Origin of the sequence: Tardiphaga sp. (assembly GCF_028290495.1) — a bacterium.
Classification (GTDB): Bacteria; Pseudomonadota; Alphaproteobacteria; order Rhizobiales; family Xanthobacteraceae; genus Tardiphaga.
On sequence record NZ_JAQGJT010000054.1, the window covers coordinates 1 to 24,826 of the forward strand.

A 24,826-nucleotide genomic window follows, 5' to 3' on the forward strand; every position below is an offset into this window, starting at 1 on the left:
CCGCCTTTGATTGACGACGGAAATACCTGGATGTCGGTGCATCCGAGCGAAGCCGCGAATGCCGATATGTCGTCGCAGACTTGCTGATGCACCATCGCATTGCGGATGATGCCGCCTTTGGAATGCCTTCGCGCCGCCTCGAATTGCGGTTTGATCAGCGCCAATAGATGCATCGGCGACGCCGCCAGCGACAGCGCAACGGGTAGCACAGCCTTGAGCGAAATGAAGCTGACGTCGATCACGACGATATCAGGCCGCATCGGCAGCCGCCTGCCCTCAAAACTGCGGATGTCGGTTTCTTCCATCGAAACGATTTTTGGATGACCGTGCAGCGACGGATGCAATTGGCCATGCCCGACATCGATTGAGAATACCAGGCTTGCGCCATTGGCCAGCAGCACCTCCGTAAAACCGCCGGTGGATGCGCCGACGTCGAGGCAGACGTGGTTTTCGATCTCAACCGGGTATTGCTCCAGCGCGCCCGACAGTTTGACGCCGCCACGCGATACGAAGGGATGCGCAGGCTGCGCCTGCAACGCCGCGTCGACGGCAATGCCTTCGGACGGCTTTGTCACCAGCCTGCCGTTGGCGGCGACGAGTCCCGCTTCAATCGCGGCCTGCGCGCGAGCGCGGCTCTCGAACAGGCCGCGCTCGACCAGCAACAGGTCCGCGCGCTTGCGAGAAGGGGGTTTTGACAAAGTCAGCTCAACGCAGGAGGGGCCGTAAGCCGCTTCGCGGCCAGCCGCACACACGCCTCGAACGAAGTGAGATCGTGCCAGATGTCCTCCGCAGCCTGCCGCGGCACGACCAGCGGGCAGCCATACAGATCGAGCGCGTGGATCATCATCAGATTATCTGCAAGACCGAAGTTTTCGACCGTCAATCCCTGCGCGTCGATCAGCCGTCCATCGCGGGTCTTCAATTCGGCGATGCGCGCGACGCGCTCGGCGTACAGCGAGGGGTCGTTGGAGTATCCGAGACACAGCTTTGCGCGCGCCGCCATGTAACCCAGTTCATAGACGGTGCCGGCATCCGCGCCCGGCCCGCGAAACGGCGTCAGGTTGGCAATGATGGCATCCGCCTCGTTCATCATGGCCTCGTTACCGCGATAGATCTGCAGCGACGCGTCGGCTGCCGCCAGGTCGATGACATTATCCAGCGGATACAGTCCGGTCAGTCCGTGGCGGGCACAGAGTTCGACCTTGCGCCGCCCGACATCAATGGCGTCCGGCAGGAACACATCGGGACCCGCCAGATACACCTTCATCAGTCACCGATAAATGCGGCGGTCGTAAGCCTCAGGCCAACTTCACCGTCTCGGCCTTGAAGTCCTTGCCGAGGGTTTCGAACACTTTTGTGACGATGCCCTTGGCGTCGAGACCGGCGCGGGCATACATCGCGTTCGGCGAGTCGTGGTCGAGGAACACGTCGGGCAGCACCATCGACCGCACCCGCAAGCCGTTGTCGAGCATGCCGTGCTCGGCCAGGGTCTGCATCACGTGCGAGCCGAAGCCGCCGATCGCGCCTTCCTCGATGGTGAGCAGGATTTCATGCTCACGCGCGAGCTTCAGCACCAGATCGAGGTCGAGCGGCTTCATGAAGCGGGCGTCGGCGATGGTGGTGGAGAGGCCATGCGCGGCCAGCTCATCGGCGGCCTTCTCGCATTCGGCGAGACGGGTGCCGAACGACAGCAGCGCGATCTTGCTGCCTTCGCGAACGATGCGGCCCTTGCCGATTTCCAGGGGAATGCCGACTTCCGGCATCTCGATGCCGCGGCCTTCGCCACGCGGATAGCGCAGCGCGCTCGGCCGGTCGTCGATTGCCACCTGGGTGGCGACCATGTGGACCAGTTCGGCCTCGTCGGACGCAGCCATGATGACGAAGTTCGGCAGGCAGCCGAGATAGGCGTTGTCGAACGACCCGGCATGGGTCGCACCATCGGCGCCGACCAGGCCGGCGCGGTCGATGGCGAAGCGGACCGGCAGGTTCTGGATCGCCACGTCGTGGACGATCTGGTCATAGCCGCGCTGCAGGAAGGTCGAATAGATCGCGACGAACGGCTTGTAACCCTCGGTGGCAAGGCCGGCGGCGAAGGTCACCGCGTGCTGCTCGGCGATGCCGACGTCGAAAGTGCGGTCCGGATAGGCCTTGTTGAAGATATCGACGCCGGTACCCGACGGCATCGCCGCGGTGATGGCGACGATCTTGTCGTCCTTGGCGGCTTCCTTGACCAGCGAGGCGCCGAACACGTTCTGGTACGACGGTGCATTCGGCTTGGACTTGGCCTGCGCGCCGGTGGCGATGTCGAACTTGACCACCGCATGGTATTTGTCGGCGGCGGCTTCGGCCGGGCCATAGCCCTTGCCCTTCTGTGTCACGACGTGGACCAGGATCGGGCCGGTCTCCATATCGCGGACGTTCTGCAGCACGGGCAGCAAATGGTCGAGGTTATGACCGTCGATCGGGCCGACATAATAGAAGCCGAGTTCCTCGAACAGCGTACCACCGCCGGCCATGAAGGCGCGGGAGTATTCCTCGACGCGGCTGGCGCGGTCCGCGATCACTTTCGGCAGGTGCTTGCCGAGCTGCTTGGCGGCGTCGCGCAGCGAGCGGTAGGTCTTGCCGGAGTACATCCGCGACAGATAGGCCGACATGGCGCCGACCGGCGGCGCGATCGACATGTCGTTGTCGTTCAGGATGACGATCAGGCGGGAATTCATCGCGCCGGCGTTGTTCATCGCCTCATAGGCCATGCCGGCTGACATCGCGCCGTCACCGATCACGGCGATAACGTTGTTCTTGCCGCCGGAAAGATCGCGGGCGACCGCCATGCCGAGGCCGGCGGAGATCGAGGTCGAGGAGTGTGCGGCGCCGAACGGATCGTATTCGCTCTCGCTACGCTTGGTGAAGCCGGACAGGCCGCCAGCCGTGCGCAGGGTACGGATACGGTCGCGGCGCCCGGTCAGGATCTTGTGCGGGTAAGCCTGGTGGCCGACGTCCCAGATCAGGCGGTCGCGCGGGGTATCGAACACGTAATGCAGGGCGGTCGTCAGTTCGACGACGCCGAGGCCGGCGCCGAAATGGCCACCGGTGACGGACACCGCATCGATGGTTTCCTGACGCAATTCGTCGGCGACCTGTCGAACCTGCTCGACCTTCAGCTTGCGGAGGTCTTCCGGGGTCTTGATGGTGTCGAGCAGAGGTGTCTTACTAAAATCGGTCACTGTATTATCCAATTTTACACGTCCGGGCTGCGTCTGGAATCCGAGGCAGCCGGCGTTATTCGCGCAGCCATCCTCCGGACAATCGCAGCTCCCGGAACCGGGAAGCCTGTTTCGAAGCCTTTTAATGGGCCCCGCTGTTTAGCTGTGATATCTAGCATGCTTGAGCAGCCTCCCCGTCTGAACATTTTTGCCAGATGGATGAAGCGCTTATCAACGTTAACGGTCGGCATTTCAGCTCGATCGCCAGCGCATAGTCTCAGTCCCTTTACACTAAAGCGACGGCCAAAGCCAACCGCCGTGCCCGTGCTTTCGGCAGTGCGGGAACCGGGGTGGACATTTGCGTAACGGTATCAGCCGAGGCGGCGGTTGCCGGGGTCCATACCGTCCGGAGACGCAGACGGGTTCACCGCACCCAATCCGAGGCTCGTCCAGGCGTCTTTCCGGGCAGACGCATCGCCCGTGGTCAGCGCCAAAGCCGCCGCGGGCTTGCTGATACGGTCTTTCAGCAGCATCGGACCGCAGACGATCATGTAGAAATCGTAGGCATGGGGCCGCTCATTGGCCATGACGAACTGAAAATGCACCCGGAAGAACTTCCAGCGGAAGCGGTTGTAATGATCCGGGCGGATGATCTCGCGGAACCTCACGGGTATGATGGTCGGGTTGCGCCTGTCCCGGCCGACGTCGATGCCGTGGCCGGTGACCGCATCGAACGGGAAGAAGTTCATCACATCCTTGCGCGACTGGGCATCGATCCAGTCGATCGAAGGCTCGATCGCCAGCCGGCGCAGGTTGTCGCGGAAGCTGGTCGCGGCTTTGTGAAAGCCGACGATCGGCATATTGCCGCCCAGCGTCAGCAATACGACGCGGGGACCGTGGCGGCCGAGGTCCGGATCGAGCTTCAGGGCGCGGGCGAGAATTTCGGAACCAAGGAACGAGCCGGAGCTGTGGCCGACCAGAACGATCTCCTGCGCTTCGCTGCTGCCAACCACCTCAACCAGATGCTGCGCAAAGCGGTCGATCCGGGCGTCCCATTCCGGCCTCTCACCGTGCGAGAACTGCCAGGTGAAGATGGTGTCGGACATCAGATAGAGCAGATAACTGAGGTGCTCGGTGGTTTTCAGCAGGGTGCCGAGTGCGGCAACAAACACCGCCGTGGCGCCCGCGGCGGCCAGGAATCCGTGGATTCCCAGCCATTGTAGCCCCCACCCGAACCCCCAGGCGATCGCGGCACACCAGATCGCTTCGTTAAGCAGCAAGACGTGCGGGTAGCTGATGAAGGTGGCGAATCGCCAATGCGCCGACCAGAACCGGCCCATCGTGCCGGAAAACACCAGCCGCCAGTAGATCGCGATGGCATAGGCCAGCGTCTTCCAGATGGGCCAGGCGAGGTCGCGCTGGATCAGGTCTTCCCAACGCAGGAATTCGTAATCGGTGCGGGTCTGCCAGCCCTGGCCGGCGGTCTCGATGCGCCAGGACGCGGATTCGGCGGAGAATTCACCGTCCGGCGGCCGCTTCGGGCGACTTACCGTGGTGGCAAGGTCGTACAGCCGCCCATACTTGCGCAGCTCGGTGCGAAACATGCGGTAATACTGCGAGAGGCCTCGCGGGTCGTATCCCTGCACATAGATGACATGACGGTGATCGACGCGCACGCTAATTCCCCGGACTGGCGACGGCACTATAGCAGCCCGTTGAAGCACCAAGCTCTAAATCGGTGCCTTACTGGACGTCGAGCGGCTCTGTTCCGGTCACCTGGCCGCCGGAATCCGTGGTGATCTTGTCGACGCGGGCTTCGGCCTGGCGCAGCAATTCGTCGCAGCGGCGCTTCAGGGCCTCGCCGCGCTCGTAGATCGCCACAGATTCTTCCAGCGGCACCTTGCCGTCTTCGAGCCGCTTGACGATGGTCTCGAGTTCCTCGATCGCGCGCTCGAAGGTCAATTTCTTGACGTCGGCATGGGTCGGTTCAGCCATATCGCGTTCCTGTGCGCTCGACGCGCCGATTCAAAGGGATATTGGGGCGGATGGCGCGCCGGTCACGCGCCCATCAGCGCGGTGACATGGGCCGCCACCGATTCCTTGAGGCCCTGGAGATCATAGCCACCCTCCAGCACCGAGACAATCCGGCCGCCGGCGGTGTTGTCGGCGAGGTCCATCAACTGCCGCGTGACCCAGCCGAAATCCTCGGCGTCGAGGTTGAGTGAGGCCAGCGGATCGCGGCGGTGGGCGTCGAAGCCGGCGGAGATGATGATCAGCTCCGGCGAGAATTTTTTCAATTTCGGCAGGATCAGGTTCTCGAACGCCGCGCGGAATTTCGCGCCGCCGTCGCCGTCGTGCAGCGGCGCGTTGACCACGGTATCGTGCTCGCCGCGCTCGCCGGCGGCGCCGGTGCCGGGAAACAGCGGCATCTGGTGCGTCGAGCAATACATCACGGTCGGATCCGCCCAGAAGATGTCCTGGGTGCCGTTGCCGTGGTGGACGTCGAAATCGACCACCGCCGCGCGTTCGATGCCATAGGTGCGCTGCGCATAGCGCGCTGCAATGGCCGCATTGTCGAAGAAACAGAAGCCCATGGGCTTGTTGATTTCGGCGTGATGACCGGGTGGCCGCGTGGCGACAAAGGCGTTGGTGGTCTCACCCTTCATCACCGCGTCGGTGGCTGCGACCGCGCCGCCGACGCCGCGCATGACGGCTTCCCAGGTGCCGGGCGACATCGAGGTGTCGCCGTCGATGTAGACCAGGCCACTGGACGGCGCCATGTGGCGCAGTTCGTCGATGTAATGGGCGTCGTGACACAGCCCGACGACATCGAGATCGCCCTCCGGAGCCTCGCCGCGCACCAGCGCATCGAAGCGCGCTTCGCCCAATACGGTGGCCACGGCGCGCAGCCGGTCAGGCCGTTCGGGATGGCCGGGCGGCGTGTCGTGGCCGAGGCAGGCGAGGTGTGACAGCAGAAGCGTCATGCGGGAAATCCGGGCGCGGGATGCGCGGTGGGGTGGCGGCACAATCTAATAGGTAATTATGGGTTCCGAAAGGGCAGCGCGGCGCGACGCGGAGGCATCTTCTTTCACGCCCGTTGCCGGGGAAAGCGACGCGTTTGGCAGCAAAGGAACCGACGTAACTGCCGTGGGTTTGTGGAAGTCTGGAACGGTGAAGTTCTCACGCAGGGGGATGAAACCCCGGCATTGTGTCCGCTCACTCCCCCGCCGGAACCCGAAGCACCGATGACGTCATACATCGCGGTGATGGCAATCTTCACTTTTCATTCAGCGCGATCTCACAGCTTCGTAAAATCGAATTCGCGTTAAACGGTTTGCGACCAAGACATGCAAGCCTAGCGGAAGAAAGCGCGCCTCGGAAACGGTGCGGACGCCAGGTGGTATCAAACTACGATGTGTGTGCTGTGAAAACGCCCAGGATTCCGCCCCATCTGTTGCGCTCGGTATGGCCGTTCACGGCGATCGTGTTGCTGCAGGCATTTTTTGCGGGCATCAGCATGGAGACGCTATCGTCGGTCCGGGCCTATGTCGTCGGTGAAAGCCTGTGGTCGAAAGGACAGAAGGAGGCGGTCTATTCGCTCAGCCTCTATTCCGAGACAGGCGACGAGAAATATTACCGCCGCTTTCAATCAACCATCGCCGTTCCGCTCGGCGACCGCATCGCGCGCCGCGCGCTGGAGCAGGCGGTCCCCGATCCCAAGCTTGCCTATGACGGCTTCCTGCAGGCTGGCAATCATCCCGACGACATTCCCGGCATGATCTGGCTGTTTCGTAATTTCAGCGAAGTCAGCTATCTCGCCCGCGCGATCGAGAGCTGGCGCAACACCGATGTGATGATTCAGGAACTCGTCGATATCGGCTATTCCGTCCATGCGGATGTGCTCGCCGGGCGGGTCGGCTCGATGTTGCTGGCTGGGCGCAAGTCGCAGATCGATGATATCAACGAGCGCACAACGCCGCTGGCGGTGGCATTTTCCGAACACCTCGGTGTCGGATCGCGCGCGATCAAGACCTTGCTGATGATCGCCAACATGCTGACGGCGGCGCTGCTGATCCTGCTCGGCATCTGGCGCACGCGCCACCTGCTGATCCAGCGGCAACGGTTTGAATACGAGTTGAAGACCGAAAAGGAGCGTGCGCAGATCACGCTGTCGTCGATCGGCGAGGCGGTGATCTCGACCGACGTGAACGGCTGCGTCGAATACATGAACCCGACGGCCGAGCAACTGGTGGCCACCAGCGTCGCCGAAGCGCAGGGCCGGCAACTGTCCTCATTGTTCCGCATCGTCAATCAGGCGAAAGAACAGGACAGAGGCGAGGACAGCGAGACGCTGATCGCACAGGTGTTGGCTGGTCATGTGATCAGTCCGGGGATGCATTCGCATCTTCTGGTTCGCTCCGATTCCAGCTCGGTCCCGGTGTCGTGGGTGGCAACGCCATTGCACCGCGGCGCCCAAGCCGCGGGCGCGGTGCTGGTGTTGCATAATATGGCGCGTGAGCAGGAGTATCTGTCACGGCTTGCCTTCCAGGCCTCGCATGACGAGCTGACCGGCCTCGCCAATCGCCGTGAATTCGAGCGCCGGGTGGAGGAAGCGCTGCCGCGGATCGATCCGGCGTTGCGGCCGCACGCGCTGATGTTCCTCGATCTCGACCAGTTCAAGGTAGTCAACGACACCTGCGGCCACGCCGCCGGCGACCAGTTGCTGCGGCAAGTGTCCGGCATGCTGGAAAAGAATGTGCTCCATGGAGATCTGGTGGCGCGGCTGGGTGGCGACGAGTTTGCGGTGCTGCTGCAGAACTGCGACGCGGATTGCGCCGCGAGCGCGGCCGAGCGGCTGCGCCAGACCGTCGAGGAATTGAACTTCGTCTGGAACGGTCGTGCCTTCAACGTCACCGTCAGCGTCGGGCTGGTGTGCCTGTCGGAGCCCAATGAGACGCTGGTGGAGACGCTGCGCGCGGCCGATGTCGCCTGCTATATGGCGAAAGAAAAAGGTCGCAACCGCGTCCAGCTGCACCACTCGACCGATTCCGAGCTGATGGAGCGCTTTGGCGAGATGACGTGGGTGCAGCGAATCCATGAGGCGCTCGATCAGGACCGCTTCTGCCTGTTCGCACAAAAGATCGTGCCGCTGCAGGAAGCAGGCAACGCCGGCCTGCACATCGAACTGCTGCTTCGGCTGCGCGACGAGACCGGCCAACTGGTGGCGCCGGGCCACTTCATACCGGCGGCGGAGCGCTATGGCCTGATGACGCTGATCGATCGCTGGGTGGTGCGCAATGCTTTCGCGATCCTGGCGGGGCGGCTCGCCGAGCGCGAGTCCACTCCGATCGTGACCTGCGCCATCAACCTGTCCGGCGCCACGTTCCGCGACGCGGGCTTTCTTGAATACGTGCGCGAGCAACTCGCCGACTTCGCAATCCCGCCCACCATCATCTGTTTCGAGATTACCGAGACCAGTGCGATCGCCAACCTCGCGGACGCTAACAGCTTCATCCGCGCACTGCAGGACATCGGCTGCCGCTTCTCGCTTGATGATTTCGGCAGCGGGATGTCGTCCTTTGCCTATCTCAAGCATCTGCCGGTGGACTATCTCAAGATCGATGGCAGCTTCGTGAAAGACATGCTGATCGACCCCATCGATCGCGCCATGGTCGAGATGATCAGCCATATCGGCAAGCTGATGGACAAGCGCACCGTCGCGGAGTTCGTCGAGAGCGTGGAGATTGTTGCGGCACTTCGCGAGATCGGCGTCGACTACGCGCAGGGCTATGCCATAGGTAAGCCGGAGCCGTTCGATATTTACGCCGAGCTCGCGGGTGCGCGGCGCGAGGCGCAGCGGGACGTTGCGTAGGACGCAGGCGCTCATTCCCCGAAAAAGAGAGTGACTAGTTCAACCTCGTGATGCGCTCCAGCGTTCCCGGCGCGACCGGGCTGTTCGCGCCGAAATACGCATATAGCGCATCAACGTCGTAGACGCCGACCAGCGGTGCGATGCCGTCTTTCAGTACCGTGAAGCCATCGCCGCCGACATACAGGAACTGATTGACTGTGACGCGGTAGCTCGCGGCGGGATCGATGCGCTGCCCGTTCAGCAACATGCGGTCCGCCAGCACGCGATGGCCGACTTCGCCGGCATTGTCCCATGCGTAGGAGAAGCCCTTGGATACCTGCAGGATCCGAGGCCGCTGCGGCGTGAGCCACTGCTGTTCGAGCGCCGCCTTGATCTGTGCGCCCGTGAGCGTCACCGTGACCAACTGGTTGCGGAACGGCTGGGCCGCGAACACGTCGCCATAGCTCACCGCGCCGTCCGGTCCGTGTGCGATATCCGCGCGGATGCCGCCCGGATTGGTGAAGGCGATGACCGCGCCGGCCGCCGCCGTCGCCGCCAGATGCGCATCCGCGATGATGTCGCCAAGCGGGCTCTCGCCGGTCGTCATGTTCGGCATGCGTGACAGCGTGGAGGTCACCGAGCCCGCCGGCCGCGCCGCGATAGGGCCGGCGACCTTGTCATAGGCCGCCAGCAAGGCGGTCTGCGCGGGATCGGCGGCATAGCTGGCGGTGCGCACGATGATGTTGTTGGCCTTGGCGCTGATGACGTCGCGGGTGGTGCGATCGACCTTCAGGTCGATGGCGGTGACGATAGTGCCGTATTTGTCGCCGGAGGTGACGAGGCGACCATCGATCTCGCAGGTATAGGCACGGTGTGTGTGGCCGCTGATCACGACATCGACGGCCTTGTCGAACTTCTTGACGATCTCGACGATCGGTCCGGAAATGCCGGGGCATTCGTTATAGTCGCCGCTCGGAAAGCCGCCTTCGTGGATCAAGACCACGATCGCCTCGACGCCTTTGGCCTTCAATTCCGGCACCAGCGCGTTGACCGTCTCTGCCTCGTCGCGGAATTCGAGCCCGGCGACGCCGGGCGGCGAGACCAGCGTCGGTGTGGCCTTCAGCGTCAGCCCGATGAAGCCGACCGGGATGCCGTCGAAATTCTTGATCTCGTAGGGCGGCAGCACTGGCCGTCCTGTCGCAGTCTCGATCGTGCTGGCGGCGAGATAGTGAAACGTCGCGCCCATGAAGGGATGCGGCCCCTGGCAGCCATCGACCGGATGGCAACCGCCGTTCTGCATCCGTAGCAGCTCGGTTTTGCCTTCGTCGAATTCGTGGTTGCCGACCGAGGCAATTTCCAGTCCCATCATCGACAGCGACTCGATGGTCGGCTCATCGTGAAACATCGCCGAGAGGAACGGGCTGGCGCCGATCAGGTCACCGGCTGCGACAAACACTGAGTTCTTTTTGCCGGTGCGGAGTTGCTTGACCAGCGTCGCCATATGCTCGGCGCCCCCGGCGGGAACGGTGATCTTTTTGGTCCTGTCCGCGGGATCATCAATGACGATGCCGCCCGGCGCCGGGCGCAGGTTGCCGTGAAAGTCGTTGATGGCGAGAAGAGTGAGATCGACAGCGGCGGTGGATTGGGCGGTGACGCTGACGGAGCCCAGCGTGCACGCGGCCAGCGCGACAAGAGCGATGGCCAAGGCCCTCTCCTCACGCTGCCCCCGCCTTTGCAGGGACGAGAGAAGAGACCGTCCTGTAGGAGACCGCCTCACGCTCGCTTGCGGCCGAAGAACGCCTTGAACGCCGACATCGCTTCCTTGGATTTCATCCGCTCGCCGAACAGCTGGCCTTCCTGGTCGATGCGGCGCGTCAGATCTTCCGGCGGCAGTTTCAGGAGCTTGCGCGAGATCGCTACGGCCTCGGCCGGCAGCGCGCTGATCTCGCGGGCGACCTTGTGCGCTTCGGCTTCGGTATGGCCGGGCGCCACGACGACGTTGACGAAGCCGGCTTCGCGGGCTTCCTCGGCGCTCGCCTTGCGGCCCATCACCAGCATGGCGAAGGCGCGCTGGTGGCCCATCGTGCGTGGCATCAGGAGGCTGGATGCGCCCTCCGGTACCAGGCCGAGATGAATGAACGGCGTCGAGAATGTCGCGGTCGAGGACGCCAGCACGTAGTCACAGTGAAACAGCATGGTGGTGCCGATGCCGACTGCGATGCCGTCCACCGCGGCGATGATCGGCTTGGTGTTCTGCGCCAGCGAATACAGAAACTTGATTGCGGGCGAGGTGCCGAACGGGCCGGAATCGGTGGTGGCAGTGGCGGTGGCGACAAAATCCTCGAGATCGTTGCCGGCCGTGAACACGCCGGAGCCGCCGGTGATGATCAGGCAGCGGATCGCGGGATTGTTCTGCGCGGTGTCGATCGCCTCAGACATCAGGCGATACATGTCGTGAGTGATCGCGTTCTTCTTTTCCGGCCGCCGCATCGTGATCACGCGGGTGGCGTCTTCGTCGGTAACGATCAGATGGCCGGTCATGGGATGTCCTTACGTCGGTTGAGCGGATCAGATCAGGCCAGCAGCACGGCGTCGGCAGATATTACCGATTCCGCGCTGTCAATTACCGTGCGCTCCAGCGAACCGGCCTGCACCGCGACGTTTTCGGCAAAGAAGCGCGCCAGCGTCACATAGCGTGCGGGATCGCCGCCGCCGTCGGTAATGTCCTTTGCCGCCAGCGCCTCGCCTGCCAGCATGCAGCCGCCGAGCGTCGAGCCGAACAGCCGCAGATACGGCGTGGCGCCGGCAAGCGCCTCTGTGGGCGCGGAGGCCAGACGTTCCAGCAGCCATTTGCTGCTGCGCTCCAGCGAGCCCAGCGCGTCACGCAGTTTCACGCCGGTCGTGCCGAAAGCGGGATCGTTGGAGGCTTCGACGTGCGACACGATGCCGGCCAGTTCCTCAAGCAGCGCCCACACCGATGCGCCGCCGTTGGCGCCCAGCTTGCGGGTCACCAGGTCGATCGACTGGATGCCGTTGGTGCCTTCATAGATCGCGGTGATGCGCGCATCGCGAAAATGCTGCGCGGCGCCGGTCTCCTCGATGAAGCCCATGCCGCCGTGGACCTGCACGCCGAGCGAGGTGACCTCGTTGCCGATGTCGGTGGAAAACGCCTTGGCGATCGGCGTCAGCAGCGCGCCGCGTGCGGCTGCGGCCGTGCGCACTGTCGGATCGGTGCTGCGCGCTGCGACGTCGAGCGCGACGGCGGTGGCGTAGCAGATCGTGCGCGCCGCCGCGGTCATGCTGCGCATCTGCATCAGCATCCGCTTGACGTCGGGATGCACGATGATCGGATCCATGCCGGCGCTCTTGCTGCCCGGCGCGCGGCCCTGCTTGCGGTCCTGCGCATAGGCCAGCGCCTGCTGGTAGGCGCGGTCGGCAATGCCGACGCCTTCGATGCCGACGCCGAGTCGGGCCTGGTTCATCATTGTGAACATGCACAGCATGCCGCGGTTTTCTTCGCCGATCAGATAACCGATCGCGCCACCTTTATCGCCCATCGTCATGGTGCAGGTCGGCGAGGCGTGCATGCCGAGCTTGTGCTCGACGCCGCTGGCGAAAATGTCGTTGCGCGCGCCCAGCGAGCCGTCTGCGTTGACGAGGAATTTCGGAATCAGGAACAGCGAGATGCCCTTGGTGCCCGGGGGCGCATCGGGCAATCGCGCGAGCACGAAATGCACGATGTTATCGGTCATGTCGTGATCGCCATAGGTGATGAATATCTTGGTGCCGAAGACGCGGTAGCTGCCGTCCGGCGCACGCTCGGCGCGGCTGCGCAGCGCGCCGACGTCGGAGCCGGCCTGCGGCTCGGTCAGCTGCATGGTGCCGGTCCACTCGCCGGTCACCAGTTTCTCGAGGTAGATATTCTTCAATTCGCCGCTGCCGTGGGCGTCGAGCGCCTCGATCGCGCTCAGCGTCAGCAGCGGGCACAGGCCGAACGCGATGTTCGAGGCCGACCAAATTTCGGTGCAGGCGGCGTTGATCGCCATCGGCAGGCCCTGGCCGCCGAACGCTTCCGGACCGGAGACCCCGTTCCAGCCAGCCGCGATCCAGCGCTGGTAGGCGTCCGGCCAGCCCGGCGCGGTGGTGACGCCGCCGTCCTTGAGCTGGATACCGTTTTCGTCGCCGATCCGGTTGAGCGGCGCCAGCACGTCGGTGGCGAATCGTCCGGCTTCCTCCAGCACGGCGGAGGCGATGTCGCCGTCGAAATCGCCGTAATGGCCCGCTTTGAGGGCGGCCTGCAGGCCGGCACCGTGGTTAAGGGCCAGCAACATGTCGTGAATGGGCGCACGGTAGGTCATAACCGGTACTCTTTTTCGGTAATGGAAGCCTTTGCATGCCGTCTTCCCATGAAACGGCGCGGCTCTCAACACGCCAGCCGGCGATTTCGCTCCGGGAATGGGCCGGCGAGGTGGTTGAAATGCCGGAAGTCTCTCTATAGACCGGCGTGACCGGAGGGAAATCGCGCAGACCCGCATCCGCCGGCTTCCCGCAGGTCTATTGGGGCGTCGCCAAGTGGTAAGGCAGGGGATTTTGATTCCCCCATGCGGAGGTTCGAACCCTCCCGCCCCAGCCAGTTATGCCAATGAAATCAATAATTTAATCTTGTGACTATTTTTATTCCGAAAAACGGTCCCCTACCCATTCCGAAAGCCTGTTCTCTTGGCGTTCTTGAAATCATGTCCATTATGTTTATGTGATGAACGTGAATTCGGTTGCCCGCCCTCTGGCTGAGCTTGGAACGTTGATTGCTCAAGTTCATTGACAATCAACTGATCGTTCAGCTTTAAGCATGTTGCGGTTGGTTCGATATCGGCGTGTACACGTTGTCGGCGCCGCCCAACTTGAATGCGCTGTACAAGCCTGTACCTATGGTTAATATGCCGTTAACCATGCCTTAACATTGCGTTTGCTATTAATGGCGCGGCTGGGTGCATGAGGTTAGGTTTAGGCAACCGCACGTACGTGAGACCGTCCGTAGGTGCGTGGTAGAATGTTGATGGTCAGTCAGAGGGTGAAGTCGATGTCACATCATGAGAAAGAGATCCTTAAGGATTGCCTCTTCTCCGACCCGGGCAAGCGGCTGATCAATATTAAATTCATGCGCGGCACTGCAAAGACAATTGATCCCGAAGCATTCAGTGCTGAACTGTGCTCGATCGTTGCTCAACGAGACAACGGCCTAGAAGCTTGTGGTCCGGCAAAGACCGGCCGGGCTCCAATTGATCTTCGCAAACGACTTTCCGGTATGTAGTATCTGCGTCAATCGAATCTTTTTTAAGAGCTCGGGCATAACCCGGGCTCTTTTCGTATGGATGCTCTCACGTGACTTCGCTGCTAAAACTGATTGAAGAATTTTCTGCCCGCGAAGTTGTGCCGGTGGAAGTCGAGCACGTTGTCGATTTTCTTCGTGCCCACGCTATCAAGGACGAAATCTATTTTTTCGACCCGAACATGGACACGGAGACTCTGCGAGCGTCAATCGCTCACTGGGAATATCCATCTCTCGGATGGACTTACAGGGTTGCGGACATTTACACGGCGAAATCGCTGACGCTTGGAGAGAAGCGTTTACTCCAGACCAAAGAGCTTCTTCACATCCTCGACTCTATGGCAGATAGGGTCTCAATCCTCGAAGATGTCGAGGATCTGGTTAAACAGATGGCCTTGTCGAACGACCTTTTCGACCCTGCCACGGCGGGTGATCAGGCACTCTCTGATCGTCGCGCCATAGCGCATGCGCTTCCCGTAATGTTTCCCATGGCGGCACGAGCTATTTATGAAGTCATGCTCAGTGCGGGTGAGATAGATATCGACGGAATTGCAGAGGAAGTCGTCTTACCCAAGGCGCTGGTCGAATACGCAATGAGCGCTCGGTGGCCGAAGCTGCATGACAAGATGATGAGCGAACTTCGCTCGCGATTGCCGTCGCCCGACCGTGTCATCACGCTCGACGCGGCCGGCAATATCATCGAAGTTCATAGCGTCGGTATCGACGATGACCCGTATTATTACGCGAAGCGTCTGGAAGAGAGACTTAGGGATACAGCAGGATCGCCGCACTCGATTGTCATCAATACCCGCCGCGGTGACCGGAAGTTCACTGCGGCCGAGATGATGGAATACACGCCGTTTAGCCGAATTCGAAAAGCGGGTAGCCGGCCCGCCGGTTGATTTGGTTTCTTCCTGCCGGACGGCGCGCGATTCTCGCATGTTACTTATTTGCTCGATACGATTCGCGGCCGATCTCCCGTTGGCGGAGCGGCCGCCGGCGGCGGTTGCTCTGGCTGGGCTTCCTGAGCCGCCTTTGTCGCCATAACGTGCGCATGACGCTTCATGGTAGCCGCCAAGACGCGCGGCGCGGTCCGCTTCGCATAGCCGGCATAACTCTCGCGGGTGCGGTGCGCCGACAGCGCGCGGCCTTGTCCGTCAGTTAGTTCGGCTTCCTCTAATTCGGTCATGCCGCCATGCCGACAGGCATCGAGGGTGAAGTCGTCGGAAAGCTCGCAAGCGAAGCGCATCCGCTGCACGATCTTCTGCATGCCGGAAAAGGCGAACGTCTTGCCGGTCGTTTTCTCGGCTTCGCCCTTGCCGGTCTTGATCTCGCGGAGGATCATCGGAGTGCCGAGCCGTTTCAAATGCGACAGCACGGCCTCGGCTTCGGAGTAGAGATGCACGATCGAGCCGTCGTCAAGGATCGCCTCCAGCGGGTGATCGATAATGGCCCCGGTCTTGTGGTGCTCGATCTGGATCGTCGGTGGCTTGCCCGCGACGCGATAGCTGCTCCATTTGATGTGTCCGGCGATCACGTTCTCGGGCCGTTGCAGCCACTCGAAACAGATCACCGCCGCCGCGGCTGCCGCAATGGCGGACTCGCTGCCTTCCGCGATGCAGCCCTTGGCGAACCTGTAAACCTCATCGCGCGTGACGGCAGACTTGATCGCCTTGATGCGCGTTTTCATCGTGACGCCCTGCCACGGGTTTGGAATGTCTTTAGCGAATTCGGCGGGATAAAGCCGATGCACAACTCGCCATGCCTTGCGGCACAGCCCGACGAACTTCTCGCCGCGCCGCATCCGAATGCCGTCGTCTGTGGTGATAAACTTGTCATAGAGCAGATCGGCGGCGCGCGGCGAGATCGACTTGATGGGCAGCGAGCCGATGCGGTCGCTCTTTTTGTTGAGCGTGTCGCAGATGGCTTGCATCGACCATTCATAGCCGCCACGCGATCTGGCGCCGACTTTTTCGAGATAGGCTTTCGATTGCTTGTATTCACGAAACAGCCAATCGACGGTACCGATAGCGGCGCCGGCGACTTCGTCTTTTACGTTGCCCTTGCGGGCGTCGTTCCATTCGTCGAACAGGCTGTTGAGGATGGCGGCGCGACCGCCGGCGCCATCGGCGCCGCACGCCGTGATGTAATCGCCGAGCGGTTCGTTGGGGATCGAGCAGCCGAGCTTTCGAAAATGCGTCGGCACTTCGTAATAAAACGCCTGACGGCCGCCGGCCAACGGCTTGACCCGCACGTGGCGCGGCAGGTTCAATTCCACGGTTACAAATCCTCGGCGGCGTCGTATTCCCGCCCCGGTGCCGCGATTGCCTTGTCTAGATCGTCGATTAGCCATAGCTGCCGCCGGCCTTGTTTTACACGTGGCCAAGGATACTCCGAACCGACGCGACTGAGGAAGCCCTCGACAGTCGTTTCTCCGACATAGCCGGCCGACAGGTCGGCCGGCATACGGCGCGGCCATGCGCCTGGCGGGATCACTGATGGGCGTGCGGGGCGGCTCATGCGCAGGATCTCTTGCAATCAGCCTGAATTTGCTGGCGGGGGCGTGTCGGCAGTCCAGAACATTCCTCACCTTCAAATTGGAGAGCAATACTTCCCCACTCCACCCCCACACCCCCTAAAGGGTTGGTGGTGGGGGTGGGGGCAAAGAGGGAAAATCCCCACCTCCTCACCTCACTTCCAAGGGCGGTGGGGAAATCAGTCATTTGCCCGCTTTCCCACGACGATGAAGGGCCGGTTATTACCCTTCGCGTCCTTGGCGGTTTGCAATTTAAGAGCTCCCGAGGCTGTCCAGGCCTTCAGCAGATTGCTTGCCTTGCGCTTATCGGCGGCTTTCGCAAGGTCAAGCCGGCAGGCCTCTGCGACTGCATGTCCGGCCCAGTCGAGCGATTGCACGCTGGCGCGAAATCGCCCCTTTGAAATGATGACCTGTACATTTTGGAGATCTGAAACGGAGACATCCGCCATCAAATCTGGCCACTGCCACGACACCACGACGCCGACGCTATCGCCGTAACCCCCAGTCGAATTATTGCCGAGGTCGACACTTTCGAGGTGGAACCAATCGGACGTTTCTGCCTGTGGTGCTAAATTGGCCTTGTCGACAGAAACGCGAAAGTAGGAACGCGGGTTCTCGACTCCGGCGTTCTTTCCTTCCTCTTTTGACATCCGGTTGAGTACCCGGACGGACCGGCACCCATCCGTGAGCGCCTTGCCGCCACGCGCAGATTCCTCTGTCGTTTCGGTCGCGCCGGCGGATGACTTCCTGCTGTGATGGACCAGTTCGATGGAGCAATTCGCGCGCTGCGCGACGCGGCCCCATGCCTTTACGATACGGTCCATCGCCCCGTTATCATTCTCTCGCGCCTCATGGGAGGACACGAAAGGATCGACTACCAAGAGGTCGATGCTCCTCCTGATAAGCTCGGCGACGAGCGCATCGACGATAGGCTCGAGGATCGCGGTACCCGTGCGATCAGTAACAGTGATCACCAAGCGCTGTTCCCGTCCGCTGTCGACGAACAGATAGCCCTCGATGTCCTCAGCCGTCAGTTTGTAGCGTTGTCCGGTCGCCTGAATATGCCGGTCGATCTCCTCTTGAGGATCCTCAAGATTCCACAGCCAGACGCGGAGACGAGACGCCGGTTGAATTCCCAGAAGGGCTTTTCCCGAAACCATCGCCAGCGCTTCCGTGACGATCAGCGACGACTTGCCGATACCACCTGGCGCGACTGTGGCGCTAACAAATTCTCTTATTGAATGCTGCCCATAGAGGAAGTCCCTCTTTTTTATAGAACTCGGCTGCTTCCACACGTATGGAGTCGCTTTAATTACTGCTGGGGCGGCTGAACTGTTTGAGGCCGAATTGAGCGGTCTGACGGATGAAACTGTCGAGATGGCCGAATTGCTCAGTGCCTTTGCAATGATGTCTTGCACGCGGTCCTGACCGTAGTGGCGGTCGAGTCCTCGGGCGACTGCCCGATCCTGCATGCTGTCCACACCTTCTTGAATGGACATACGTCCACTTCTAATTTTTGAAGCTGCTACAGAGCACAGCAGGGTGTATTTTCCGAGATCCGTGGATGCCCAGCAAACCTTTCCACTGAGGCGGCAGAAGCCACTTTCAACAGTTGCTCCGGTCATAGAGTGTTCGCTAGGTCTGAGGGATCGCGACCTTCGGCAAGAATACGCATCCATTTTCTTGCCGGAACGCGGAGTTTGCCGCCCAACCTGATTGTCGGGATCTCACCGCGTCGGGCAGCCTTGTAGCTCGCGTTTCTTGAGATTCCGGCCATAGCGCCTGCTGCCGGAATGGAGAAAGTGAGGGCTCCAAAAACGCAACCGTTTAAAACTCTCTCAGTATGATCCATTTCGGTACCCGCTGTTTCTTCGGGTACCGTTATGTTTCTTGTCGTGACGTATTGTAACGGATAGAATATTTATCGGTTACATAGCGGTGACGTCGAATGAACGCACTTGAAGTCTCCCTTGATTGGTTCAAGGACACAAAAGGATATAGGATCGATGATTACGGGAAGTACGGAATCTGGATAATTGGCAATGGTGGAAAACTTGCCCCGAACCGCCCATTAGACAACGATGCTGCTTTTCTAGCCTTTAAAAAGCTAGAGGCGCCTCAGGATCTGCTGGCGTTTGTCCATCACTACGGCCATCTTGAGAGACCGAGCTATGTTGCGCAGTCAGGCAGAGCAGCTGTTGATGAAATCTTTTTTCCTATGCCGGGGCGGCGTATAATTTATGGCGAAGACGTTGATCTACAACTTGAGACCGCAAGTAAGTTTCGCGAGCTTCTGAAGTGGATCAGTAGAAAAGGTAGAGCGTCGGAGAGTCTTTCAGGCTGGATCGAAGATCGTATACTCGGTCCAAAGCTCGGCGAGCTTAGTTTTGAGTTGAAGTCGGGCGGCTTCAAAATGTCTTTAAAGGCAGAAACGCTTATTGACGGCTTATTGATTCAGTTGGCACGTAAAATGTCCGGCGGATCGAAATTCCAGGTATGCAGTCTTTGCGGAAATCCGTTTGAAGTTGGACCGGGCGCAAAGCGCAGATCCGACGCGATGTTTTGTTGTAGGGAACACAAAATCGAATTTCACAGCCGCAAACGGTCCAAGAGCTCATAATATCGATATGCCGTGCCGCTGTGCCACGCGTGCGTTGCCGTGGCACAGGCACAGGCACAGGCACAGCACATGGCCCAGTTGGCGCCGGCACAGCCCGTTCTTCCTTGGAAAGCCGCGCTATTCGTCGAAAATGCCCTCCATCGGGCGATCACCGCCTATTGGCAAGGCGTCGCGATCGAAAACCGCGGCACAGTTGGTGGCACACCCGAGAGGTCAACCGCGGGGTCCGGCGGTGAAACTATCAATGCCTTAGGGGCTCAGAAGTGCTCTAAGTATTGCCCGGAGCATCCCCGGAGGAATGGTCCGAGCATTGCTACGAATAATGCCTCAAGCATTGCTGACGTAACGGCTTGGTCGGCCTGGGTCGCCCCAAGGTGTCATTTGCAAAAACTGCATTAGAGCTGCGCTGCCAGATCCATAAGTTTGAACTGAGCTTGAAGTTGCGCAAACGTCCATTTCCTACCGTTCGGGTTTACTTAGTGACTTTCTGACGAAGAGATCGGCTGGGTCAATCTCAAGTTCCTTCGCAAGTCGTTCTACCACGTCCACGCTAGCGGCGTAGATGCTCCGCTCCAGCGAGCTGATGTATGTTCGATCAACTCCGGCCCGATGGGCGAGTTCTTCTTGGGAAAGACCACGTTCCCGCCGGCGCTTCCTAATATTTGTGGCTAAGACATCACGAAGCTTCATGCACGCGAGTGCAGCCTCTTGTAGAGTTTACAACCACGGAGTATACTCGACAAAATGCTTGGCAGTTGATCCTAGAATCGATCAGTTCTTGGAATTTCGTAATGTGGCGATCTGCAATCGGGCTATGGTTTTTAGTGACGCTAATCGCGGCTTCGTCTAGCGCTCGATCGCGAGACCTTTTGGACCTTGTGGAACAGGACTTAAGAGACCGGATGCACGACAGTGCCCAACGACGGGCGCGCGCTCGACAAACGGCGATTCCGGTCAAAAGAGAAGAATCAGGCCCCGACCTGTCGCAGTACGGAGAGCAACTTGAAGTCCACCCAAAACCGCCGCGGCAGCGTCCAAAGTCGTCTAGCCTGGATTGCATCACGATCGACCTAACAGATACTACGCGCGCGACGCATTGTTTTTAGACATTGTTCGAATCCGCTAGAAAATATGGCAATTGTCTCAACAAATGTAATCGTCTGTCCGAGTTGCGGTGCTCGCAATCGACTAGGCGATTACAAGGTAAAGCTCTTACCCCGCTGTGGGCGGTGCGCCGTCGGTTTGCCGGAAGCAGGGAGGGTACGTGTTACTCGTGCGTTCTGGCGCCACCGCTCATTTCTCATACTCGGCATTTTGGGCGGCGTCGGTGTAATTCCACTCGCAGTTGCCTTATTAAATGAGCATCATGAGCCGACACAGGCTTGCGATCTTTTGCAACCTGCAACGGGCCGTTATGCGCGATATGCCCAATTGCCATTGGTTGCACCTCTCACCATCAGAACTGAAGGTGGAAGCAACTATTTCATAAAGTTTCAAGAGATAGGGACAAACCGAACGATCATGACTTTCTTCGCGAAAGGTGGTGAAACAATACAGCACAAAATGCCGAACGGCACGTACGCCTTAAAGTACGCTACAGGCGAAACATGGTGCGGAGATCAGAAGCTGTTTGGGGCGAGCACTCAAGTTCATGAAACGGGGAGGCTGTTCTCATTCGATGACGAACACACCTATAGCGTGGAATTGATCCGTCAGAAGAACGGAAACTTACCGGTCAGAACAATATCGTTGAAGGACTTCTAATAAATGCTTCCCTTGCTCGCCTGACATCGAAGAGAGCGCACTTCTTTCCAAGAGGGATTTTTCCAGTAGCTCGTCAAGAGCATTTGCGTCGATACTTGTTACGCGGGTCCCGCCACACATCGACAGCTCAATCAATCGCATCCGGCTTCAGATTGTAAGCCCTCCGCGCAAGTTGCCGGTACAGCTTCGCCATTGCTTTCTGTTTCTTTGCGCGCTGCGGATCAGGCTCTCTATCCGCCTTCCCGTCAAGTGAATCGGCTAACCTTAGGTGCTGTCGCGGGCTAAACTTCATTGCACTCTCGATTTCGTTTCGGAAGTACGCGCTGAGATTCTTCCGGCTCTATGTACACGACAACATGCTAGTTCCATTCAACGATCGAACTCAACAGCGCTGAGGTGTCCCATCATCGAATGGTTCTAGGCGTGTGGTAGTAGATCACAAGATTCTTTGCTGCGATCGAACCGGTGCAATTGGCAATTTGACGAGGCGTTTACAATCTCGCTCAGAGGATGCCGATCGTGCCGCCAGAGTTAAAGTACGCCGGCCTCAAGCGCCACGCTAAAGTCCAAAGCTTTCGTTTCGGCACCATGTTGCTTGCATGGGCCCTTCTCGTAGTGACGTTCCTTTGCCGGCCTCAATGGATCCGAGACGGTATGCGAGCTGGCACGCGTGCGATCGAGGCCGTTGGCGATTCCCTGCCGAGCTCTCGGGGCGCGCAAGCGGAGGTCATCCTCAGGGAGTTGGGCGGCTTCCTATGGATACAGATCATGGCCGTAATCTTCCTGGTGAGATTCGTGTTCTGGCTGATCGGCGTCGCCCTGCGGCGGTGTGCGCAGTGATCGACTTGAATTTGATCTTTCGAACTAGCGGCGGAAGATTGCGCGATCTGCGACTGGGATCGTCGAGCTCTTGCTGCGCCAATCCTTGAAAGCCGAGGTAGTTGCCAAATCCGCCTACATTATGCTGTCGAGGCGTTGGCGAACCCGAGCAACTTGCGTTGCGGTCCATTTACTGCCCCCGCGAGCGGACGGAATGCCGAGGTCGGTGAGGGCTCTAGCCAAACCTGCAGCGGTCTTCAATCCCTCCGCCTGCAATTTGCGTAATAGCGGGGAAAGGTCCTTTGCTCTTTCTTCCGCCCTTTGGGCCTGGGACTCACGACCGGCGCCTCGGGCTGCGGCGGACAAGGTCGAGCCGCGGTGGCCGCCCAGCTTCTTGCCGCGAGCCTTCGCTGCGGCGAGTGCCGCTTTCGTTCTAGTCGAGATCAGCCCCGCTTCCAATTCTGCGACGGCGGCCATCTGTTGGAGCATGAAGCGGCCTGTTGGTCCCTCAAGGGCCGGAAGATCCGCAAAGCGGACGTCGACTCCGGCTTCGAGGAGGCGTGAAAGGAACGCGACAGAACGAGTTAGCCGGTCAACTTTCGCGACAATAAGTGGCGCCTGGTGAAGTCGCGCGGCCGCTAGCGCTTCTTCAAGCGCGGGTCGATCACTGCGGCGTCCGCTTTCAACCTCGACGAACTCACCTACGATCTTCCAAGAGCCACCATTTAAATAATTAGCGACCGCTGCCTTTTGGGCGTCTACGCCCAGGCCGCCAATCCCCTGTTTCGTTGTTGAGACACGGTAATAGGCAATAAAGGGCTGAAGGAGGGACAAATGGCTTTCCTTTACATCCTAGTCAACGTCCGTTGACTAGGATGTAACGTATGGCTTTTGATCAGTCAATCGTGGAAAGCTCTATCAAAAATTGAAATATGGCCGATGACGTTGGCGCGCTCAGCCTTGCGCCGCCTATGATGCTTGGCGCCTAGGCTCCAGACTCAATTGCACCAAAAGATTACGGCTGTGGCGATGAGAGCGCCGGAGAGGTAGTTGGCGGCGATCTTGTCATAGCGCGTGGCGACGCGGCGCCAGTCCTTGAGTCTGCACCAGCCGCCTGATGGGAGCAAGCTGAGAGCGCAATCGCAGCGACCGAGGCGAGCGTCTCTCCAGGATTGATCTTTGGGTCGAGGACTTCGAACTGCAGGACATAATTTGCCGCTAACTGTTGCGATGTAGGGTCCCTATGCTCGTTCACTTAGCTGGTGATTAAGGGACACTGCGGGCATCTGCGCCCCGTGCGACGTCTCGTTCTCGTGATTAAATAATTTTAGAGCGGTTTTTGGCTGGATTACACGGCGTCCAGAATGACAAAGATTTCGAAGACCAAGGCGGATCTGGAAGAGGTGATACGTGCTGAAGCGCGGACGCTTGGGGCGTGGCCGCGAAATATGAACGTGGTCATCTATCCTGTGAACGATTGCTGGAGCGTTCTGATTGGGTTCTCGGCGCCTCGAAAAACGATTTCAGGGGCAGTCTCCAAGCCTCGTGTCTGCGCCTTCGCGAGCGGTACGAACTGATCTCATAGGCTGATGCGATACGTCAGCTTGACGCGGATTTGCCGGACGAAGGTTCCTGTTTGGTCGAGATCAGAGTTCCGAGCTTACCTGCCCGATGATCCTGCGAAGCCAGGAATGTGCCGGTTGGTTGTCGAGACGTCGAGGCCAACTCATGTAGACGTCGACGGATTGCGCCGGTCCGGTCAATTCGGCAAATGCGAGGGGACCGCGGGTCACGATATCTCTTGCGACGTTCAACGGGAGAATCGAGATCATGTTGGATGACGACAGGATTTTTGCGGCGGACAGAAACGGCGCCCTCATCGTTGGTCGTTGCTTCGGCTTGGCCGAACCGGGCAAGCCCACGTCGACCCCGAACTGAGCAGACGAAATATCGAGCCTGGACAGGGAGGCCAGTTTTTCGGGTGAGAACGTCTTCCTGCCCGCTGGGTGCCCCTTGCGGTATACGACGACGAACCGGTCCTGAAGCAGGCGTTTCGTTGAAAATCGCTCGCCTTCGATTTTGTGCCGCCCGATCACCAAGTCAATTTCGCTGCGGTCCAGAATTTCCGGAATGTTCAGCGTACCGCTGGGTCTAATATCTAGCCTCAATTGCGGTGCGATCCCGGCGATATGGGACATGATCTCCGGGACCAGCACGACGGCGGAATAATTGTCGACGGCGATATTGAACGTACGTGTCGCTAGGTGCGGATCAAACTTCGTCGGTTCAAGCGATTGCTGCAACGAATCCAGCGCGCTCCGGATCGGCTCTGCCAGATGCTCGGCCCGGGGCGTCGGAATCATACCCTTCGGGCTGCGAACGAACAGATCGTCCTTCAGCATGTGGCGCAGCCGGGTGAGGGCATGACTCATTGCGGGTTGACTGAACCCGAGCAAAAGACCGGCGCGGGTCACCGATTTCTCACGCAGGATAGCATCGAACACGACCAGCAGGTTCAGGTCGATAGCGCTTAGTCTGAGCGCAGGCTTCGGCGTCATTATCATTCACTGCGGACATGTCAGAATGAAGAGAATGCATTTTACGAATGGGTAGATCAACCCTACCTTACGATATGCCCGGGCTTTTCGAAAGCCAGGCACGTGCGTCGTTGCGGCGCTTTCCGGCAAACGACGGCGCCGCGCCC

General features: G+C 60.0%; 20 protein-coding genes, 1 tRNA gene and 1 pseudogene. 7 read left to right on the forward strand and 15 right to left on the reverse strand.

Going from position 1 to position 24,826, the window contains the following annotated elements; translation table 11 throughout:
* The 6 genes from JWQ24_RS10395 to JWQ24_RS10420 all read right to left on the reverse strand — a co-directional run.
* Positions 1-698: TlyA family RNA methyltransferase (locus JWQ24_RS10395; protein ID WP_299807326.1), on the reverse strand; the 698-nt coding region annotated here is incomplete at its 3' end.
* A 2-nt stretch (positions 699-700) separates the two neighbouring features.
* A complete protein-coding gene (locus tag JWQ24_RS10400; protein ID WP_299807328.1) occupies positions 701-1,267 on the reverse strand; it encodes a nucleoside 2-deoxyribosyltransferase in 567 nt (188 codons plus the stop codon).
* A 31-nt stretch (positions 1,268-1,298) separates the two neighbouring features.
* Positions 1,299-3,224 (reverse strand): 1-deoxy-D-xylulose-5-phosphate synthase, encoded by a 1,926-nt coding sequence (gene dxs, locus JWQ24_RS10405; protein WP_299807330.1) that lies wholly within the window; start codon positions 3,222-3,224, stop codon positions 1,299-1,301.
* Positions 3,225-3,574: 350 nt separating this feature from the next.
* The gene (locus tag JWQ24_RS10410) at positions 3,575-4,879 is read right to left on the reverse strand and encodes a hypothetical protein (RefSeq protein WP_299807332.1); all 1,305 of its coding nucleotides are present in this window, start codon (positions 4,877-4,879) and stop codon (positions 3,575-3,577) included.
* Between the two features lie 67 nt (positions 4,880-4,946).
* Positions 4,947-5,198, reverse strand: a complete 252-nt coding sequence (locus tag JWQ24_RS10415; protein WP_299807334.1) for an exodeoxyribonuclease VII small subunit — start codon at positions 5,196-5,198, stop codon at positions 4,947-4,949.
* A 62-nt stretch (positions 5,199-5,260) separates the two neighbouring features.
* A complete protein-coding gene (locus JWQ24_RS10420) occupies positions 5,261-6,187 on the reverse strand; it encodes a histone deacetylase family protein (protein WP_299807335.1) in 927 nt (308 codons plus the stop codon).
* Between the two features lie 440 nt (positions 6,188-6,627).
* Here JWQ24_RS10420 and JWQ24_RS10425 point away from each other — a divergent pair, with 440 nt between their 5' ends.
* Positions 6,628-9,075 (forward strand): EAL domain-containing protein, encoded by a 2,448-nt coding sequence (locus JWQ24_RS10425; protein WP_299807336.1) that lies wholly within the window; start codon positions 6,628-6,630, stop codon positions 9,073-9,075.
* A gap of 34 nt (positions 9,076-9,109) precedes the next feature.
* Here the strand turns inward: JWQ24_RS10425 and JWQ24_RS10430 are convergent, their stop codons facing one another.
* From JWQ24_RS10430 to JWQ24_RS10440, 3 genes are all read right to left on the reverse strand, one after another.
* Complete coding sequence (locus tag JWQ24_RS10430; protein WP_299807337.1) at positions 9,110-10,759, reverse strand: bifunctional metallophosphatase/5'-nucleotidase; 1,650 nt, start codon at positions 10,757-10,759, stop codon at positions 9,110-9,112.
* 68 nt (positions 10,760-10,827) lie between these two features.
* On the reverse strand, positions 10,828-11,595 hold the full coding sequence (locus JWQ24_RS10435) for a crotonase/enoyl-CoA hydratase family protein (protein ID WP_299807338.1): 768 nt from the start codon (positions 11,593-11,595) through the stop codon (positions 10,828-10,830).
* Positions 11,596-11,627: 32 nt separating this feature from the next.
* Positions 11,628-13,412: an acyl-CoA dehydrogenase gene (locus JWQ24_RS10440; RefSeq protein ID WP_299807340.1), complete on the reverse strand. Its 1,785-nt coding sequence runs from the start codon at positions 13,410-13,412 to the stop codon at positions 11,628-11,630.
* Between the two features lie 200 nt (positions 13,413-13,612).
* Between JWQ24_RS10440 and JWQ24_RS10445 the strand changes: the two genes are divergently transcribed.
* The 3 genes from JWQ24_RS10445 (at position 13,613) to JWQ24_RS10455 (ending at position 15,285) form a co-directional block, all read left to right on the forward strand.
* Positions 13,613-13,687, forward strand: a tRNA-Gln gene (locus JWQ24_RS10445).
* A gap of 447 nt (positions 13,688-14,134) precedes the next feature.
* On the forward strand, positions 14,135-14,365 hold the full coding sequence (locus JWQ24_RS10450) for a hypothetical protein (protein WP_299807342.1): 231 nt from the start codon (positions 14,135-14,137) through the stop codon (positions 14,363-14,365).
* Between the two features lie 71 nt (positions 14,366-14,436).
* A complete protein-coding gene (locus JWQ24_RS10455) occupies positions 14,437-15,285 on the forward strand; it encodes a hypothetical protein (protein WP_299807344.1) in 849 nt (282 codons plus the stop codon).
* A gap of 44 nt (positions 15,286-15,329) precedes the next feature.
* Here JWQ24_RS10455 and JWQ24_RS10460 read toward each other — a convergent pair whose 3' ends face one another.
* On the reverse strand, positions 15,330-16,862 hold the full coding sequence (locus JWQ24_RS10460; RefSeq protein ID WP_299807346.1) for a hypothetical protein: 1,533 nt from the start codon (positions 16,860-16,862) through the stop codon (positions 15,330-15,332).
* A gap of 236 nt (positions 16,863-17,098) precedes the next feature.
* On the reverse strand, positions 17,099-18,418 hold the full coding sequence (locus tag JWQ24_RS10465) for an AAA family ATPase (protein WP_299807348.1): 1,320 nt from the start codon (positions 18,416-18,418) through the stop codon (positions 17,099-17,101).
* Positions 18,419-18,867: 449 nt separating this feature from the next.
* Here JWQ24_RS10465 and JWQ24_RS10470 point away from each other — a divergent pair, with 449 nt between their 5' ends.
* Positions 18,868-19,539: a hypothetical protein gene (locus JWQ24_RS10470; protein ID WP_299807350.1), complete on the forward strand. Its 672-nt coding sequence runs from the start codon at positions 18,868-18,870 to the stop codon at positions 19,537-19,539.
* A gap of 459 nt (positions 19,540-19,998) precedes the next feature.
* On the opposite strand, the gene JWQ24_RS10475 is transcribed toward JWQ24_RS10470, so the two are convergent.
* Complete coding sequence (locus JWQ24_RS10475) at positions 19,999-20,229, reverse strand: helix-turn-helix transcriptional regulator (protein WP_299807351.1); 231 nt, start codon at positions 20,227-20,229, stop codon at positions 19,999-20,001.
* A 624-nt stretch (positions 20,230-20,853) separates the two neighbouring features.
* On the opposite strand from JWQ24_RS10475, the gene JWQ24_RS10480 reads away from it, so the two are divergent.
* Together JWQ24_RS10480 and JWQ24_RS10485 are read left to right on the forward strand one after the other, a co-directional pair.
* Positions 20,854-21,303 carry a hypothetical protein gene (locus JWQ24_RS10480; RefSeq protein ID WP_299807352.1) on the forward strand — a complete coding sequence of 150 codons (450 nt, stop codon included), beginning with the start codon at positions 20,854-20,856 and terminating at the stop codon, positions 21,301-21,303.
* A 510-nt stretch (positions 21,304-21,813) separates the two neighbouring features.
* Entirely contained in the window at positions 21,814-22,143 is a 330-nt protein-coding gene (locus JWQ24_RS10485; RefSeq protein ID WP_299807354.1) for a hypothetical protein, read from the forward strand.
* Between the two features lie 114 nt (positions 22,144-22,257).
* Here the strand turns inward: JWQ24_RS10485 and JWQ24_RS10490 are convergent, their stop codons facing one another.
* The 3 genes and pseudogenes from JWQ24_RS10490 to JWQ24_RS10500 form a co-directional block, all read right to left on the reverse strand.
* A complete protein-coding gene (locus tag JWQ24_RS10490) occupies positions 22,258-22,956 on the reverse strand; it encodes a recombinase family protein (protein WP_299807356.1) in 699 nt (232 codons plus the stop codon).
* Positions 22,957-23,120: 164 nt separating this feature from the next.
* Positions 23,121-23,231 (reverse strand): annotated as a pseudogene (locus tag JWQ24_RS10495) (IS5/IS1182 family transposase); the annotation flags it as partial.
* A 537-nt stretch (positions 23,232-23,768) separates the two neighbouring features.
* The gene (locus JWQ24_RS10500; RefSeq protein WP_299807358.1) at positions 23,769-24,680 is read right to left on the reverse strand and encodes a LysR substrate-binding domain-containing protein; all 912 of its coding nucleotides are present in this window, start codon (positions 24,678-24,680) and stop codon (positions 23,769-23,771) included.
* Positions 24,681-24,826: the final 146 nt, after the last annotated feature.

Excerpts from the sequence above, each read along its gene's own strand:
- JWQ24_RS10470 (WP_299807350.1), top strand. The coding sequence starts at position 18,868 with ATGAACGCACTTGAAGTCTCCCTTGATTGGTTCAAGGACACAAAAGGA.
- JWQ24_RS10435 (WP_299807338.1), bottom strand. The coding sequence starts at position 11,595 with ATGACCGGCCATCTGATCGTTACCGACGAAGACGCCACCCGCGTGATC.
- JWQ24_RS10400 (WP_299807328.1), bottom strand. The coding sequence starts at position 1,267 with ATGAAGGTGTATCTGGCGGGTCCCGATGTGTTCCTGCCGGACGCCATT.
- JWQ24_RS10440 (WP_299807340.1), bottom strand. The coding sequence starts at position 13,412 with ATGACCTACCGTGCGCCCATTCACGACATGTTGCTGGCCCTTAACCAC.
- JWQ24_RS10500 (WP_299807358.1), bottom strand. The coding sequence starts at position 24,680 with ATGACGCCGAAGCCTGCGCTCAGACTAAGCGCTATCGACCTGAACCTG.
- JWQ24_RS10465 (WP_299807348.1), bottom strand. The coding sequence starts at position 18,418 with ATGTCCATTCAAGAAGGTGTGGACAGCATGCAGGATCGGGCAGTCGCC.
- JWQ24_RS10475 (WP_299807351.1), bottom strand. The coding sequence starts at position 20,229 with ATGAAGCTTCGTGATGTCTTAGCCACAAATATTAGGAAGCGCCGGCGG.
- JWQ24_RS10485 (WP_299807354.1), top strand. The coding sequence starts at position 21,814 with ATGCCGATCGTGCCGCCAGAGTTAAAGTACGCCGGCCTCAAGCGCCAC.
- JWQ24_RS10460 (WP_299807346.1), bottom strand. The coding sequence starts at position 16,862 with ATGGCCGCGCCGTATGCCGGCCGACCTGTCGGCCGGCTATGTCGGAGA.
- JWQ24_RS10450 (WP_299807342.1), top strand. The coding sequence starts at position 14,135 with ATGTCACATCATGAGAAAGAGATCCTTAAGGATTGCCTCTTCTCCGAC.
- JWQ24_RS10420 (WP_299807335.1), bottom strand. The coding sequence starts at position 6,187 with ATGACGCTTCTGCTGTCACACCTCGCCTGCCTCGGCCACGACACGCCG.
- JWQ24_RS10415 (WP_299807334.1), bottom strand. The coding sequence starts at position 5,198 with ATGGCTGAACCGACCCATGCCGACGTCAAGAAATTGACCTTCGAGCGC.